This window comes from Roseibium sp. (genome assembly GCF_965232425.1).
Taxonomy (GTDB): domain Bacteria; phylum Pseudomonadota; class Alphaproteobacteria; order Rhizobiales; family Stappiaceae; genus Roseibium.
The window spans coordinates 4,934,281-4,948,613 of sequence record NZ_OZ246971.1 but is presented as its reverse complement, the minus strand read 5'-3'; the positions used below and the strand labels follow the sequence as shown (position 1 = coordinate 4,948,613).

Here is a 14,333-nt window from a genome sequence, read left to right as displayed (position 1 = left end):
GACAGGTCCGGTAGCATGCACGGGCACCTTCCGACACTTGCCCACGGGTGCCTAGGCAAGAATCCGCGCCGAATTGGACTGCCTTTCGAAAACGGAAGGCAGAACTTCAACCTGGCTGTGCCCCAGTCTTCCATACGTCCGGCCGACCTCTCCGAAGAGCCAGATCAGGCGTTCGCAAAGGTTCATGGTATTCAGGAGCCTCCCCCGGTCCTCGTCCGTAAGGAGGTGGTCTTCCCCCAGATAGGCGACCTTGATCGCATTGATGCCGTTGCCCTTTGCCGATGTCAGCCGACTCAGAACCTCAAGGGTGTCGCGGTTTCGATCCCGGGCGACCGATATCAGCACGCCCAGGATGGCGTCGAGGCCTTCGACGGCGGAATCCGCAAACCACAGGTCCGGGCGTGTCTTGCGCAGACAAATGACTTCGGCGCCGAGACCGTCGAGCGCATCCCGCATGCCTTGCGTCAGATAGAGAATACGCACCAGCAGATCGACCCGCCCGTGTTCAGAAGGCGACAGGGACCGGTCCGATGCAATGTCCTTGAGCGCTTCCTCGATAACCCGGTGAAGGGCAGCGGCCGCTTCCAGGTTGGCGTGAAGGTCCTTCAGGCCGCGGTTCGACCGCATGGCTGAAAACGCCTCGGAACACTGCCGCAGGAGCTGGACAATCTCCAGTTCGGCCAGCCTCTGAGCGACAGATGGAGGCTCCTGACAGGGTTGCAGCAAGTGTTTCGGCTTGGCGCCGCTTTCCGCCCGGGTCTCGGGACTGACTTTTTGGAGAAGATCCGCCGTCGGCCCCAGCATCATGAGGAGAATGGGCACGGGCAATGCATTGAACAAGACATAGGCCAGCGCGACCTGTGTGCCCGCGTCGGTGCTCAAATGAGAGACCAGCGCAACAATCAGCGGCCACCCGGTCACGGCTTCCACGTACATCACCGGCAAAAGGATCATGGCCGAAATCGCGTTGAAACCGAGCTTGTAGAGGGCGACCTGCCGCTGCACGCCGGAAAGGTTGACCGACAGCAGCAGCATCAGCACCGAACTGCCGATATTGGCACCGAACACGAACATGATCCCGTCCTGCAATTCGAACAGGCCGGACTGCAGGAAGACGATCATCACCGCTGTGACGGCAATCGATGACTGGGCGAAAATGGTCAGGACCATGCCGGCGAGAAACGCCATGAGCGGCGCTCCCGCCGTCACTTCGACAAAGTGCAAGAACCAGGCCTGCGTTTCGATCTGCGTGGCGGCATCGCGCATGATCTGGAAACCCAGGAACAGCAGTCCGACACCGATGGCAGCTCCCGCGACATGTTCCCTGTGCCGTGCACCGAACGCATAGAGAATGCCGGAGACACCGATCAGAAGCGACACGGCGACACGGATGTCCAGGGTCAGGAACAGGACGATGAGCCCGGCACCGACATTGAGGCCGAGAATGACCGGCTGGACCTGCCGGAGTGTCATCATGCCCGCCCGAACCAGGCCGACCAGAAGAAACACGGCGGCCGTCCCGCTTTGGGTCAGGACAATCATCAGCATCCCGACCGACAGCCCCGCGGGTGCCGTTGCTGTCAGCCTGGCGATGCGCCGTTTCAATTTCTGGTCGGCAAGACGTTTCAGGTTGACGCACAGAAAGTGCATCGCGAAGAAAAACAGACCCAGCCCCGCAAACATCGTCGCGGCTGTCTGTACGTGACTTGCAATCAGTGGACCTCTCCCCGCGCGCTCGACTCGTCGGGATGAACGTCCAGAACCGACCCGAAACCGGACACCTCGAACAACTCGCCAACACGTCCGGACACACCGAAGACGCCCATCTGACTGGCGTGCCCTTTCAGGGTCATGGCCGTTGCCAGGAGAACACCCAGCCCGGCTCCCGCCAGATAGGTCACCTTTCCCATGTCAATGAGCAACTTGGCTGGGGCCGTTTCGATCTGGTCCCGCAAGGAGCTTTCGAACTCGTCCACTGTCGCAAGATCAATCCGTCCCGCAGGACGTATGATGCAAAGGGTATTTTCCCTGTAAATCTCAATAATCACGGCAATATGTCTCCGGAAAATTCTAATATTGAACCAGGAGAGTCGGTACTGTTTTTTATAAGAAGCGCTGCACGGAGCTCTCAAAACAGGCTTCGCCAGCGATCTGGTTTTTTAAAACTTACGCAAACAATTTCATTCTCAAAAGCCGCCTGGCCTCGAAATCGTTAAACCAAGCTACCCTAAGGTAAGATCTCTTCGTGGAATTGTCACCCCCCTCATTATTGCCAAGGCTCATGCCTTCGGCGGCACCATGTGCCCTGCGCGCGCACGGGCGCGCAGGCTTTCCCGTTTGCCGTTGCCGCTTCCCCGGTGACCTCGTTCAGCGGCCAACGCTGACATAGCCGCGCGTCTTGCCGGCATTGTCGCTATCGACCGTATTCATTGCGTCGAACAGGATCGCTGCCTCGACCCAGACGGGAGGGTACTTGTAGCGGGAAACGTCAAGAATGAGGAAGCGGTCGGTGTCTTCGTCATAGGCACCGAGCGGCGAGATGTGCCCGCCCTTTTCCTGTCCGATCGACTTGCGCAGATAGTTGACGAGAACGAACGTGTCATCGTCCCGCAGATGGGCGACGGCTACCGCGCGAAACGTATCGAGATCGGAATCGGATGCGTGAACCACGTCCACCTTCAGGTCATGTGCGGCAAGAACACCGCCAAGTTCGTTGAGCGTCATGCCGTATGGCGGGCTCACGATCGCTTCCGCCGCCTTCACTTTCGCTGCGGCTGGCGTGAAGATGTTTTCCTGATCGAACATGCCGAGACCAAGCGTCATTTTTGAAGCCGGACGCGGAACGTTCAGTGCGTTGAGGACCATGGCGATCGTCGCCGGACCGCAATAGGCCGGGTTCACCTGGGTCGTGAAGTGGATGCTCAGCGGAAAGTAGTCGTTGCTCGCCTCCGATCCCATGAGCAGCGACTGCCCCTCCGGGCTCGTCAGGCCGATGAGGCTGTCCGGCAACGGCATCGTTTCCGCGTGCGCGACAGTGAAGCAGGCCACCACGGCAGCTGCGCAACTCAGGATCATCCGGGACATGGCATCCTCCTCCGGCCAAGAAAATTACCTTACGTAATTTCATGTTATCAGGCGGCGGGCCGGTCTGTCATGTGAAAGCGGGAATGTCGTTGCGGAACGAATTCTGAAAACAATGTCACTTGCCAACAAATCACAAAAATCCTACCTCCTTGCGCATGAAACAGGTTGCTCTTCCCCCGCGTGCCGAAGCACGCCCCCAAACCCACGAAATCCACGGCATCTCCAGACAGGACAACTACGGTTGGCTGCGTGCGGACAACTGGCAGGAGGTGATGCGCGATCCCTCTGTTCTTGATGCGGACATCCGTGCCTACCTGGAAGCCGAAAATGCCTACCAGGAAGCGGTGATGGCGCCGACGGCCGGTCTTCAGGAAACGCTCTTCGGCGAAATGCGCGGCCGCATCAAGGAAGATGACAGCTCGGTCCCTTCGCCCGACGGTCCCTATGCCTACGGCATGAAGTTCGAAACCGGCGGCCAGCAGCCGATCTTCTTCCGCACGCCGCGCGAAGGCGGCGCTGAAACCGTCCTGCTTCACGGCGACAGCGAAGCCGAGGGCAAGGCCTATTTCCGGATCGGCGGTGCCAGCCAGTCGCCGGATCACAAGCTGCTTGCATGGGCCTATGACGACAAGGGCTCGGAATACTATTCGCTGCAGCTGAGAGATACGGAGACGGGCAAGGACCTGGACTACAGCATTGCGGACACCGCAGGCGGAGGCGTCTTCTCTTCGGACAGCACATTCGTCTTCTACGTTCGCCTTGACGACAACCACCGCCCCTCGAAGCTTTTCAGGCACAAGGTCGGCACGGACCCTGCGCAGGACGTGCTTGTTCACGAAGAGACGGATGCCGGTTTCTTCATGGGCGTCGGCAAGACCCAGTCGGGCGAGACCATCATCATCGACATCCACGATCACGAGACGTCGGAAGTCTGGATGATCCCGGCCGACCAGCCGGAAATGCCCCCCGTCCTGATCGCGCCCCGCGACACCGGTGTCGAATACTCGATCGATGATCACGGCGACACGCTCTACATCCTGACCAATCTCGGCGATGCGGAGGATTTCAAGATCGTCACCGCCCCCAAGGCAACGCCGGGACGGGAATTCTGGACCGACCTCGTCCCCCACAAGCCCGGCTGCCTGATCCTGTCGCATTGCGTCTACAAGACGTTCATGACCCGGCTGGAGCGCGAAGACGGACTGCCGCGCATTGTCATCCACCGCCTCGCGGACAGTCTCGAACATTCCGTGGAATTCAATGAAGAGGCCTATTCCCTGGGTCTCGGCGGTGGCTACGAATTCGACACCACCGCGATCCGCTTCACCTATTCATCGATGACGACACCGTCCCAGACGTTCGACTACGACATCGAGACCCGCGACCGGGTTCTGAAGAAGGAGCAGGAAGTTCCTTCCGGACATGACGCCGCCGACTACGTCACCCGGAGGATGATGGCCCCCGCGGCCGATGGCGAAACCGTGCCTGTGTCGATCCTCTACCACAAGGATACGGAACTCGACGGCTCCGCCCCCCTCTTGCTTTACGGCTACGGGTCCTACGGCATCACGATCCCGGCAAGCTTCAACACCAACGCCTTTTCGCTTGTGGACCGCGGCTTCGTCTACGCCGTCGCCCATGTGCGCGGCGGCAAGGACAAGGGCTTCCGCTGGTACAAGACCGGCCGCCGCGAAACCAAGAAGAACACATTCACGGATTTCATCGCCGCAGCGGACCACCTTGTCGCGGAGAAATTCACCTCTCATGCCCGGATCGTCGCACAGGGCGGTTCCGCCGGCGGCATGCTGATGGGGGCAATCTCGAATCTCGCGCCCGAGAAGTTCGGCGGCATCATCGCGGAAGTGCCCTTCGTGGATGTCCTGGCGACCATGCTGGATGATACCTTGCCGCTGACGCCTCCCGAATGGCCGGAATGGGGCAACCCGATCACCGACAAGGTCGCTTACGACTACATCGCTTCCTATTCGCCTTACGACAATGTCGAAGCCAAGGACTACCCGGCGATCCTCGCGGTGGCGGGGTTGACGGATCCGCGGGTCACCTACTGGGAACCTGCCAAGTGGGTCGCCCGTCTGCGTGCGGAAAAGACCGGCGACGGCCTCCTGATGCTGAAGACAAACATGGAAGCCGGCCACGGTGGCGCGTCCGGCCGTTTCGACAGGCTGAAGGAAGTCGCCCTTGTGCAGGCATTTGCGCTGAAGGTTGCCGGCAAGGCTTAGGGTCTGGACCCATTCATTTGGATGAATTGGTAGGGATGAATTTGTTCGGATACGAGGCGCAAAGCTGCAGGAAACCGTCCGGTTTCCAAAGATTTGCAACGACGTTGCCGGGCAAATTAACCTAGGGTACGGACCCTAGCCGCGCTCCCAATTTCACATTTAATTGAGATCGATACCGGACACGCATGCGGGTCCGGTATTTCTTTTGTACCGAAAAAGCTTAGGCTATTTTCACAACACCATTACAACAACACCTAAAGGGGATGTCATGATGAGGTCGTTACGCCGCACCGGAGCCTTTACAGCCGGACTTACGCTTGCCGCCGCCCTGCTCTCTTCGGTTTCAATTTCAAGCGCTGCCGAACTCCGCTGGTCCTCGCCGACCGACCCGCAGACCATGGACCCCCATGCCGTCAACTCAGCCCCGGTGCTCGGGTTCCTGAACAATGTCTACGAGGGTCTCGTCCGCAGGGACAAGAACATGCAGATCGAAGGCTCCCTGGCCGAAAGCTGGGAGCCGCTCGGTGGCGAGGGATGGCGTTTCAAGCTGCGTGAAGGTGTGAAGTTCCACGATGGAGCGGATCTCACGGCAGAAGACGTGCTTTTTTCCTATGAGCGTGCGTCTTCCGAGGAAGCCGATACGAGCTCCTGGTTCGCGCCGGTAAAGGAAGTCAAGATCGTCGACGACTACACCATTGATTTCCTGACCCATGCGCCAAACCCGATCTTTCCCGATTCCATCGCGAACTTCATGATTCTCGACAAGGGATGGGCGGAAGCCAATGATGCCGTTCGCCCGGCCAAGGAAGCGGAAACCTATGCGACCCTGAACGCCAACGGGACCGGCCCGTTCAAGCTCACCTCCCGCGAGCCCGGCGTCCAGACTGTGCTTGAACCCTTTGACGGCTGGTGGGACGATAAGGAACACAACCTCACGAAGGCGACGTTCCTGCCGATCGCAAATCCGGCAACCGCGGTTTCCGGACTGCTCAGCGGCCAGGTTGACCTGATCAATCCCGTTCCCGTGCAGGACGTTTCCCGGATCGAGAACCAGGACGGGCTGAGCCTGCACCAGGGCATTGAGGCCCGTGTCATCATGCTCGGCTTCGCCCATGGTCACGATGCTCTCAAATATTCCAAGGAAACGACGGACAAGAACCCGTTCCAGGACGTCAAGGTTCGCGAGGCGGTGCAGAAGGCGATCAATGCCGAGGCCCTAGTCGACAAGATCATGCGCGGCAATGCCGAGGTCGCGACCCAGCTTGTGAGCCCGCAGATGAAGGGACACAGCGATGCGGCGACCGACCGGATCGGATATGATCCCGACGGCGCAAAGTCCCTGCTTTCCGACGCTGGCTACCCGGACGGATTTTCCTTCGGCCTGATGTGCCCGAATGACCGCTACATCAACGACGAAGCGCTTTGCAAGGCGATGGCCGCCATGCTCACGCAGGCCGGCATGAAGGCGGAACTGAACGCAATGCCGGTCCGAAGCTACTGGCCGGAACTGCGCGCGGGCAACTTCGACATGTACCTGCTCGGTTGGTCACCGGGAACGTTCGATGCCGAGCATCCGATCCGCTTCCTTGTCACGACCAAGAACGACGAGAAAAAGCTCGGAAGCTGGAATTTCGGCGGCTATTCGAACGCACGTGTCGATGAACTCCTTCCGCAGATCCAGAAGGAAATCGATGCAGAAAAGCGTCAGGCCATGCTGGACGAAACGGCAAAGATCATCCGCGACGATGTCGTCTATGTGCCGCTTCACATCCAGCCGCTTCTGTGGGGCTCGAAGTCCAATATCGACCTGACCCAGCGGGCAGACAATTTCCTGATGCTCCGCTGGATCAACGTCAACTGACGGACCGGATCACGCTGAAAACCGAGGACCGGCGCCATCGGCGCCGGTTTTTCTTTGTTGTGAAAAGACTTGTCAAAATACGCTAAAAATTTCCAGTAACCAAAATTCCTGCCTGAATTCTTCTCAAATATTTCAAAACACACCACACTCATATTTAATGCGAAAACCAAATTATTTCTGATTTTTAATGAAACAAATTTTAGTTGAATGCAGTTTTCCTCCCACCAATTCTCGTAGTGCAGGTTTCGTTCAAATAGAACCCGCAGGACGACATAGATTTTCGGAGAGGAACCATTATGAATACGCATACCAGATTCACGAATACGAACTTCACCAATCTCGACGAACTGCTGGACCAGAAACTCATCGACCTGGCCGCAAATGCCGTCGATGTCACGAAGAGCGGTCCGCCGGGTAATCCGGTGATTGAGCCGGGAACACAGAGCGCACCGTCGTCGATTTCGGACAACGGACAGTCCGGGCAGGATCTGCCATTCCTGAACCTCGACCCCTACAACCTCGATGGAAAGGACAATCTTCCGGAAGGAGACCTGATCGAAGGCTCGCAGGGCATGATCGGATCCGCGGTCGACATTTCAGGCGGAGCCGGAGAGCAGCAGGTCAATTTCACGCTTGATATGGAGGGGTATACGTTCCGTTCGGACGCCGGCAGGCTCGATATCATGGCGCTGACGGAAGAGCGCACCACCGAGATCAAGACCATGATGTTCAACGGCCAGGAAGTTCCGGCCGAATACCAGAGCGGTCTCGCCTACGGCTTCGAGGGAAGTTTCTACGACAACCAGTTCAGGGAACTTTATGTCGTGGTCAACGCCGAAGCGGCAACCACCATCCAGACGGAAGTATATGACGAGAACGGCAATCCCGTCCTGAAGTCATTCGGACACGAGCAGATGCTCGAGGTTGAGGGCCATGCATTCGATTACGGAATCAAAGAGTTCTTCATGGGCTTCGAGTTCATGGTCGAACTGGAGAAGATCGGCGAAAACCACTACCAGATGACCGTTTCCGTCATGTTTGAAGGCGAGATCGTCGACCTGAATGGAAATGCCCGCGAGTTTCTATTCGAAGACATGTCGGTATTCAATTTCTCCAGTCTCGACGAAGTCTCTTTCGACCAGCTTCCGCAGGGTTTCTACGACGAGATCGCCCGTTTTGCCGCCAATATGGGTGAGGCCTGGGATGCGTTCGGGTCTGTCAACGAGCAGATCGAAGCCATTCTCCTGAAGCTCCGTGAAGACGGGCACTACCAGGGTTGGGATGATGCCGATCAGGGTCTGAACGACCCGTTCGACTTCGACCTTCCCAACATGGATCCCTTCGCCTGAGAACCAAGTCCGCACTGCTGTAGGTAACTGCAGCAAACAGAACCCTTAATCGCCCCTCCGTTCAGCCGACCGGAGGGGTTTTCGTTTGTAACTTGAGTTTGCCGCACTTTTTCGCCCAGTCGATTTGTCCCGGAGGTCAGTTACTCGAATGCACAGGTCGACGCGTTGCTGCCGCTGATCCGGAAAGGGATCGATGCGGATAAACACCAGGCGATGCCGGACGAGACTGGCAAGATCATGTTTGACGACCTCTTCTGTGTCCCGCTGCATGTCCAGCCGCTCCTGTGGAGACCGAGATCCATTGTCGACCTCACCCGGCAGGCGGCCAATTTCCTCATGCTGCCCCGGATCAACGTCGCCTGACGCACCAGAAACAGCGAACCCGGAAGGCCGGTGCCATTGGCGCCGGTTTTTCTCATTTTGACTACACGTTCAAAGAATATGTTACGGAGCGCCAGTAATCATAAGATTTCTTACAAATCTTCTCAAATGTTATCAAAAATCAACCCCGTATAATTAATGTGAAAACCGAATTATTTCTGAATATTAATGAAACATAATTTAGTTGAACAAGATTTTTTCCTCACCAATTCTCGTATTGCAGGCTTCATAAAATAGAAACTGCATGACACGAAAGACTTTCGGAGAGGAATATTCATGAATACGCATATCAGATTTTCGAACACGAATTTCGCTAATCTCGATGAACTGCTGGATCAGAAGATCATCGATCTGAATACCAAATCCGCTGAAGTAACGCAGAGCGGTCCGCCTGGTCAGTTTCACATTGAGCCGGTGAGCGACGCAGTGCCGTCGGCCAATTCTGAAACTGCACCGTCCGCTTTCGACATGCCCTTCCTGAACCTTGATCCGTACAACCTTGAGGGCAAGGACGACCTTCCGGACGGACAGCTTTCCGAAGGACCGCAGGGCAACATCACTTCCGGCGTCGAGTCATCCAGCGGTTCCGGCGAACAGCAGGTGAACTTCGAACTGGAGATGGAGGATTACACGTTCCGCTCGGAGGCGGGCCGGCTCGACATCATGGCGCTGACGGAGGAACGGACGACCGAGATCAAGACCATGAATTTCAACGGTCAAGAGGTCGCGATCGAATACCAGAGCGGACTTGCCTACGAGTTCGAAGGCAACTTCTACGACGATCAGTTCCGGGAAATGTATATCGAAATGACCGCTGAGGTCGGCACGACCATCCAAACGGAAGCGTTCGATGCAGACGGAAATCCGATCCTGACCTCCTTCGGATACGAGCAGGTTCTCGAGGTAACGGGCGAAGCCGCCGACTACGGGATCGAGGAATTCTCCATGGAGTTCGAATTCGTGATCGAGCTCGAGAGAAACGATTTCGGCATGTACGAGATGACCTTCTCGGTCACGTTCGAAGGCGAAATCGTCAACTTGGACGGCACCGAGCGTGAGTTCCTGTTCGAAGACGAAATGATGTTCCTGTTCTCCGATCTCGATCAGGTCAATTTCGACCAGATGCCCCAGGGCTTCTATGACGAAATTGCCCGTTTCGCGGCGCAGATGGGCGATGCCTGGGATGCGTTCGGATCCGTCAGCGACCAGCTCGAAGCCGTTCTCCTGCAGCTCCAGGAAGAGGGGTACTACCAGGCCTGGGATGATGCGGACCAGGGTTTGAACGACCCGTTCGACTTCAACCTTCCCAGCACGGACCCTTTCGCCTGAGAAGGATATCCGGACTGCGTTTACCGGTCACAGAAATCGAAACCCTTACCAGCCCTCTCCGGTCGACCGACCGGTGGGGGCTCCTTCATTCGTGTCTTGATTTTGCCGCGCTCTTCCGCTCAATTGATTTGTATTGCAAATCAGTCTCTTGGGGCACTACGAGACAAAGAACACTTTTCACGGGAGCGTTTGATGGTTCGCCAGATCAGCACACGAGCACATGTTGCCCGCAATTTCGGATCATTGTGCAAAGTGTCCTTTGTCGCCTTGGCGACATTCGGCCTGGTTGCCTGTCAGTCCCAGTCCCAGTTCCAGACGCCGTCCGATCTCCTGTTTGCCCCGACATTCAGCAAGACCCGTCAGAACCTGCCCTATACCCGCAACACGCCGTATGACTGCCGCACTTTTACCGGTTCAGGCTGGAAAGGGATCGCGAGCGGAACCGTCTATGACTTCAGCGACCGGTATCAGACATCGCAGGCCGGCTGTTTCAAGACGCAGGACCAGTGCCTCGCCTGGCTGTCCGCGATGCGATCCTTCATCGACGTTCCCCGTTTCATCAGGTGCAATCCCTACACGGCCTGACCGCCATTCAGGACGGAAGGCCGCCCTGCAGCACCGGGTCTGCCCTCATGAAATCCGCAATATGGTCACGCAGGCACCTTGCGCGCGCGCTCAACAGGCGTCCCGTCGGCCAGACCAGATAGGCGTTGCGGTCCTGCCCGGTCCAGGACGGCAGGACAAAACCGAGCCGTCCGGACAAAAGGTCGGCGGATGTCTCTGTCACCGGAAGCAGCGCGATACCGTGCCCGTCGGCAACAAGCTGCCGCGCAAGCGTGATGTCATCAACGCCAACGTGCGGACTGAGATAGACCGTTTCTTCCCGGCCCGTCTCGATATACGTCAGGGACCAGTGCGGAAGCGATGACACCCAGATGAGCTTGTGCCTGGAAAGGTCGTCAAGGCTCTCCGGTGTTCCATGCGCCGCCAGATAGTCAGGCGATGCCACCAGCCTTGTCGCGACCCGCCCCACCCGTTTCTGATAGAGGCCTGTTTCCGACTGCGCCCCGAACCGCAAGGCGATGTCGACACGGTTTTCGACCAGATCCTTGTTGTCGTTGCTGAGGCTCAGTGTCAGACGGATTTGCGGATAGGATTTGAGAAAACCGGACCACATGGGCGCAAGAACACCGATGGAGGCATTTGTCGGTGCGGCAGCTGTGAGCGGTCCGCGCAGTTGATGAAGGTCCGAATTGAGGGTCTGCAGGGTGCTTTCGGCCTGCTGCATCACGTCGGCAAGGCCGGCATAATAGGCTTCCCCTTCCGACGTCAGCGCGAACTTCCGGGCGGACCTGTGCACCAGCTGCACGCCCAGCGTTTCCTCAAGTCGCTGCAGGCGGCGCGTGACGCTGGCGGGCGGCAGGTTCAGCCTCTGTGCCGCCGCCGACAGGCTCCGGCACTGTGCGATGTGGACAAAGAGTGCTATATCGTCAAGCATGATTTCATTTTCGGAATTTAAGATATCAACACTGATTATAGATTATGTTTTTTGAAATCAATAGATCAAGGGTGTCACGAGACAACACGGAGACACCCATGTCGAAATACTTCATCAGTGCCGGGATCGAACTGAAGGACGGAGCGTCCCTGCAGGAGGCCGAAAGCGGATTGCGCCTGCTTGCGGAACAGACGCAAAGCGAACCCGGCTGCCTGCTGTTCGAAATCCGGCAGAACCTGAAAGAGCCGGGAAAATTCACCTTGTGGGAGTGCTGGACGGACCGGCAGGCGCTGGCGGACCATTTCGAGGCCGACCACACCCGGGCCTACCTTGCGCGTGACCTCACCGAGGTGGCCTACATCGAGGAACTGGGAGAAATCGGCCAGCTAACCTCGAAATCCGCAGCCTGATCGGGCCATGAAACGCAGACTGATCGCCACGTTTTTCATGTCCTTCGGGCTGTCTTTCCTGATGTCCTGCTGGGTGACGTTCATCAATCTGGGATGGAGCGACGTCTTTCTGGCCAGATGGATGGACGCCTTCCGCCTGGCATGGCCGGCCGCAGCCGTCATCGCGCTGTGCCTCGGCCCTGCTGTGGATAGGATCACCAGCACGATCATCCGGAAACTGCCCTGACCACTCTGGAGTACGCATGACCATTGCCAGACAGAACTTTGAAGCACTCGGCCTTCCGGTCGGCCCTTATACCCACGCCGTCCGGCACGCGGACACCGTCTATACGTCCGGCTTCACGGCCTTTGGAACCGGAGCGCAAAGGTCCAGTGCCGGTGAACAGACACGCGCGGTTCTCGACCAACTGGAGCATATCGCAAGGCAATATGGCGGAAGCCTTGCCGACCTGGTCAAGGTGACGGTGTTCATCACCGATGCCGCCGACATTCCTGCAATCCGCGACGTGCTTGAAGCCGGATACGGCAGCACGATCCCGGCCAGTTCTCTGATCATGGTTTCGGGCCTGTTCGCGCCCGAACTGCGTGTCGAGATCGAAGCCGTTTTCGGTCTTTGAGAGCCAGGTCTCCGCGGCGGACACAGCACCCGTCCGCCGCGATAGGCGGCGCAATGAGGATACCGGCTAGGGCACGGATCGCTAGAGCACTTTCCGGAAGAAGACCGTCTCCGGGATCGGCGTTTCGTAATAGGCGGGCACTTCCTCGAACCCCGCGGCCCGGTAGAGCTTTATGGCACCGGTCATTGTGGGAAGCGTGTCGAGCAGCATTTCGGCATAACCAGCTGTGACAGCCGCCTCGATGACGCGTCCGACAAGTGTGGCCCCGGCCTTTTTGCCCCGGCCTTCGGGCAACACGTAAAGGCGCTTCATTTCGCAGCGGCCCTGATCGTCGAAGGCTCTCAGCCCGACGCAGCCGAGAATTGTTCCATCCGGCTCCTTGGCAACAAAAAGCGCACCGCGTGGCGGGGCGTATTTCCCAGGCATCGCTGCCAGCTCTTCTTCGAAGCCCTGGTAGGAGAGATCAATGCCGAGCCAGTCGACATAGGCCCGGAACAGGGTCTTGACCGTTTCGAGCTCTGCAGGGGTCTCGACCGGGGCAACGAAAATGTGGCTCTCTGGTTCCATCCGGCTTCGTTAGTCCGATCAACCAGGCCTGTCAATTTGCATCTGGGATGACGGGTGGAATGGCTTTCAGGTAGGCGGCGATTGCCTCGCGGTCACTTGCCGGCAGGCGGGCCATGTTCTCCTGAACCTTGACCATCTCCCCGCCCACGGAATCGTATTCCGGCGTGAACCCGCTTTCCAGGTAATAGGCAATGTCGGCGGCGCTCCAGCTGCCGAATTTTCCCTCCACCGGCGTGATATCGGGAATACGTCCCTCACCGGTCGGCGCCGGAGCGCCTCCCAGCCACTCGGGCAGTACCAGACCGCCGGCGAAATCACGCGGGGTGTGGCACTCGCCGCAATGCCCGGGACCTTCCACCAGATACCGTCCCCTCTCCCACAAGGCCATGTCGACACTGTCTGCCGGAACGGGAGCCGCGATCACCGGCGATGGATCGAGGAACAGTCTTTTCCACAAACCGAGGCCCCGGCGGATGTTGAACGGGAAACCAAGCTCGTGCGAAGCCGCCGCACCGTCGACCGCCGGAAGCGTTTTCATAAACGCGTATAGGTCGCCGATGTCGGAATCCGACATCCGGGCGTAGGACGTAAAGGGGAAAGCCGGATAGTAGTTGCGTCCGTCAGGCGAGGTTCCATGGGTCATGGCATTCCCAAAGTCGGCCAGCGACCATGCTCCGATCCCGTCGGCCTCGCTTGACGAAATGTTCGGAGACACGAACACGCCGAACGGTGTTTCAAGCCGCAACCCGCCGCCCAGCATGAGAAGATCGTCGCCCTTGGCATCCGGAGCTGCGTGACAGGACGCACAGCCACCGGCCCAGAACACGAGTTCGCCGCTCGCCGGATCACCCGCTTTGAGCGCGCTCGCCTCCTGTTCGCTCATCCGCGTTGGCGCGGACATGACCCATGCGGCCCCGGCTGCAATCACAGCCAGGACGAACAGGACGACTATTCCCTTTTTCATGGATCTCTCCGAGGCCGATCTGACCGGCAATGT

The 14,333-nt window shown here is 58.1% G+C and carries 15 protein-coding genes; 9 read left to right on the top strand and 6 right to left on the bottom strand.

Annotated elements, in window-relative coordinates; translation table 11 throughout:
• Positions 1–51 precede the first annotated feature (51 nt).
• The 3 genes from ACO08A_RS22510 to ACO08A_RS22500 form a co-directional block, all read right to left on the bottom strand.
• Positions 52–1,683 (bottom strand): Na/Pi cotransporter family protein, encoded by a 1,632-nt coding sequence (locus ACO08A_RS22510; protein ID WP_422038166.1) that lies wholly within the window; start codon positions 1,681–1,683, stop codon positions 52–54.
• Between the two features lie 29 nt (positions 1,684–1,712).
• Positions 1,713–2,048, bottom strand: a complete 336-nt coding sequence (locus ACO08A_RS22505; RefSeq protein WP_422038165.1) for an STAS domain-containing protein — start codon at positions 2,046–2,048, stop codon at positions 1,713–1,715.
• Between the two features lie 319 nt (positions 2,049–2,367).
• Positions 2,368–3,084, bottom strand: coding sequence for a phytochelatin synthase family protein (locus ACO08A_RS22500; RefSeq protein WP_421983595.1), 717 nt, complete (start codon positions 3,082–3,084; stop codon positions 2,368–2,370).
• 155 nt (positions 3,085–3,239) lie between these two features.
• Between ACO08A_RS22500 and ACO08A_RS22495 the strand changes: the two genes are divergently transcribed.
• The 6 genes from ACO08A_RS22495 to ACO08A_RS22470 all read left to right on the top strand — a co-directional run bounded on the left by ACO08A_RS22495 (position 3,240) and on the right by ACO08A_RS22470 (position 10,829).
• The gene (locus ACO08A_RS22495) at positions 3,240–5,324 is read left to right on the top strand and encodes a S9 family peptidase (protein WP_422038164.1); all 2,085 of its coding nucleotides are present in this window, start codon (positions 3,240–3,242) and stop codon (positions 5,322–5,324) included.
• 268 nt (positions 5,325–5,592) lie between these two features.
• Positions 5,593–7,185 carry an ABC transporter substrate-binding protein gene (locus ACO08A_RS22490; protein WP_422038163.1) on the top strand — a complete coding sequence of 531 codons (1,593 nt, stop codon included), beginning with the start codon at positions 5,593–5,595 and terminating at the stop codon, positions 7,183–7,185.
• A 296-nt stretch (positions 7,186–7,481) separates the two neighbouring features.
• Positions 7,482–8,534 (top strand): hypothetical protein, encoded by a 1,053-nt coding sequence (locus ACO08A_RS22485; protein WP_422038162.1) that lies wholly within the window; start codon positions 7,482–7,484, stop codon positions 8,532–8,534.
• Positions 8,535–8,747: 213 nt separating this feature from the next.
• The gene (locus ACO08A_RS22480) at positions 8,748–8,897 is read left to right on the top strand and encodes a hypothetical protein (protein ID WP_422038161.1); all 150 of its coding nucleotides are present in this window, start codon (positions 8,748–8,750) and stop codon (positions 8,895–8,897) included.
• Positions 8,898–9,191: 294 nt separating this feature from the next.
• Positions 9,192–10,244, top strand: coding sequence for a hypothetical protein (locus ACO08A_RS22475; protein WP_422038160.1), 1,053 nt, complete (start codon positions 9,192–9,194; stop codon positions 10,242–10,244).
• 192 nt (positions 10,245–10,436) lie between these two features.
• Positions 10,437–10,829 (top strand): hypothetical protein, encoded by a 393-nt coding sequence (locus tag ACO08A_RS22470; protein ID WP_422038159.1) that lies wholly within the window; start codon positions 10,437–10,439, stop codon positions 10,827–10,829.
• Between the two features lie 7 nt (positions 10,830–10,836).
• On the opposite strand, the gene ACO08A_RS22465 is transcribed toward ACO08A_RS22470, so the two are convergent.
• Positions 10,837–11,742 carry a LysR family transcriptional regulator gene (locus ACO08A_RS22465; RefSeq protein WP_422038158.1) on the bottom strand — a complete coding sequence of 302 codons (906 nt, stop codon included), beginning with the start codon at positions 11,740–11,742 and terminating at the stop codon, positions 10,837–10,839.
• A gap of 98 nt (positions 11,743–11,840) precedes the next feature.
• On the opposite strand from ACO08A_RS22465, the gene ACO08A_RS22460 reads away from it, so the two are divergent.
• From ACO08A_RS22460 to ACO08A_RS22450, 3 genes are read left to right on the top strand one after another with little or no spacing between them, the layout of a single operon-like run.
• Positions 11,841–12,152, top strand: a complete 312-nt coding sequence (locus tag ACO08A_RS22460) for a putative quinol monooxygenase (protein WP_422038157.1) — start codon at positions 11,841–11,843, stop codon at positions 12,150–12,152.
• 7 nt (positions 12,153–12,159) lie between these two features.
• Positions 12,160–12,378, top strand: coding sequence for a DUF2798 domain-containing protein (locus ACO08A_RS22455; RefSeq protein ID WP_422038156.1), 219 nt, complete (start codon positions 12,160–12,162; stop codon positions 12,376–12,378).
• Positions 12,379–12,394: 16 nt separating this feature from the next.
• Complete coding sequence (locus ACO08A_RS22450) at positions 12,395–12,769, top strand: RidA family protein (protein ID WP_422038155.1); 375 nt, start codon at positions 12,395–12,397, stop codon at positions 12,767–12,769.
• A gap of 81 nt (positions 12,770–12,850) precedes the next feature.
• Here the strand turns inward: ACO08A_RS22450 and ACO08A_RS22445 are convergent, their stop codons facing one another.
• Positions 12,851–13,336, bottom strand: coding sequence for a GNAT family N-acetyltransferase (locus tag ACO08A_RS22445; RefSeq protein ID WP_422038154.1), 486 nt, complete (start codon positions 13,334–13,336; stop codon positions 12,851–12,853).
• 31 nt (positions 13,337–13,367) lie between these two features.
• Positions 13,368–14,300, bottom strand: a complete 933-nt coding sequence (locus ACO08A_RS22440) for a c-type cytochrome (RefSeq protein ID WP_422038153.1) — start codon at positions 14,298–14,300, stop codon at positions 13,368–13,370.
• Positions 14,301–14,333: the final 33 nt, after the last annotated feature.

Bases quoted from the DNA above. Each gene is read 5' to 3' on its own strand.
- ACO08A_RS22500 (WP_421983595.1), bottom strand. From the start codon at position 3,084: ATGTCCCGGATGATCCTGAGTTGCGCAGCTGCCGTGGTGGCCTGCTTC.
- ACO08A_RS22485 (WP_422038162.1), top strand. From the start codon at position 7,482: ATGAATACGCATACCAGATTCACGAATACGAACTTCACCAATCTCGAC.
- ACO08A_RS22470 (WP_422038159.1), top strand. From the start codon at position 10,437: ATGGTTCGCCAGATCAGCACACGAGCACATGTTGCCCGCAATTTCGGA.
- ACO08A_RS22510 (WP_422038166.1), bottom strand. From the start codon at position 1,683: ATGTTTGCGGGGCTGGGTCTGTTTTTCTTCGCGATGCACTTTCTGTGC.
- ACO08A_RS22440 (WP_422038153.1), bottom strand. From the start codon at position 14,300: ATGAAAAAGGGAATAGTCGTCCTGTTCGTCCTGGCTGTGATTGCAGCC.
- ACO08A_RS22460 (WP_422038157.1), top strand. From the start codon at position 11,841: ATGTCGAAATACTTCATCAGTGCCGGGATCGAACTGAAGGACGGAGCG.
- ACO08A_RS22445 (WP_422038154.1), bottom strand. From the start codon at position 13,336: ATGGAACCAGAGAGCCACATTTTCGTTGCCCCGGTCGAGACCCCTGCA.
- ACO08A_RS22480 (WP_422038161.1), top strand. From the start codon at position 8,748: ATGCCGGACGAGACTGGCAAGATCATGTTTGACGACCTCTTCTGTGTC.
- ACO08A_RS22455 (WP_422038156.1), top strand. From the start codon at position 12,160: ATGAAACGCAGACTGATCGCCACGTTTTTCATGTCCTTCGGGCTGTCT.
- ACO08A_RS22465 (WP_422038158.1), bottom strand. From the start codon at position 11,742: ATGCTTGACGATATAGCACTCTTTGTCCACATCGCACAGTGCCGGAGC.
- ACO08A_RS22475 (WP_422038160.1), top strand. From the start codon at position 9,192: ATGAATACGCATATCAGATTTTCGAACACGAATTTCGCTAATCTCGAT.
- ACO08A_RS22450 (WP_422038155.1), top strand. From the start codon at position 12,395: ATGACCATTGCCAGACAGAACTTTGAAGCACTCGGCCTTCCGGTCGGC.
- ACO08A_RS22495 (WP_422038164.1), top strand. From the start codon at position 3,240: ATGAAACAGGTTGCTCTTCCCCCGCGTGCCGAAGCACGCCCCCAAACC.
- ACO08A_RS22490 (WP_422038163.1), top strand. From the start codon at position 5,593: ATGATGAGGTCGTTACGCCGCACCGGAGCCTTTACAGCCGGACTTACG.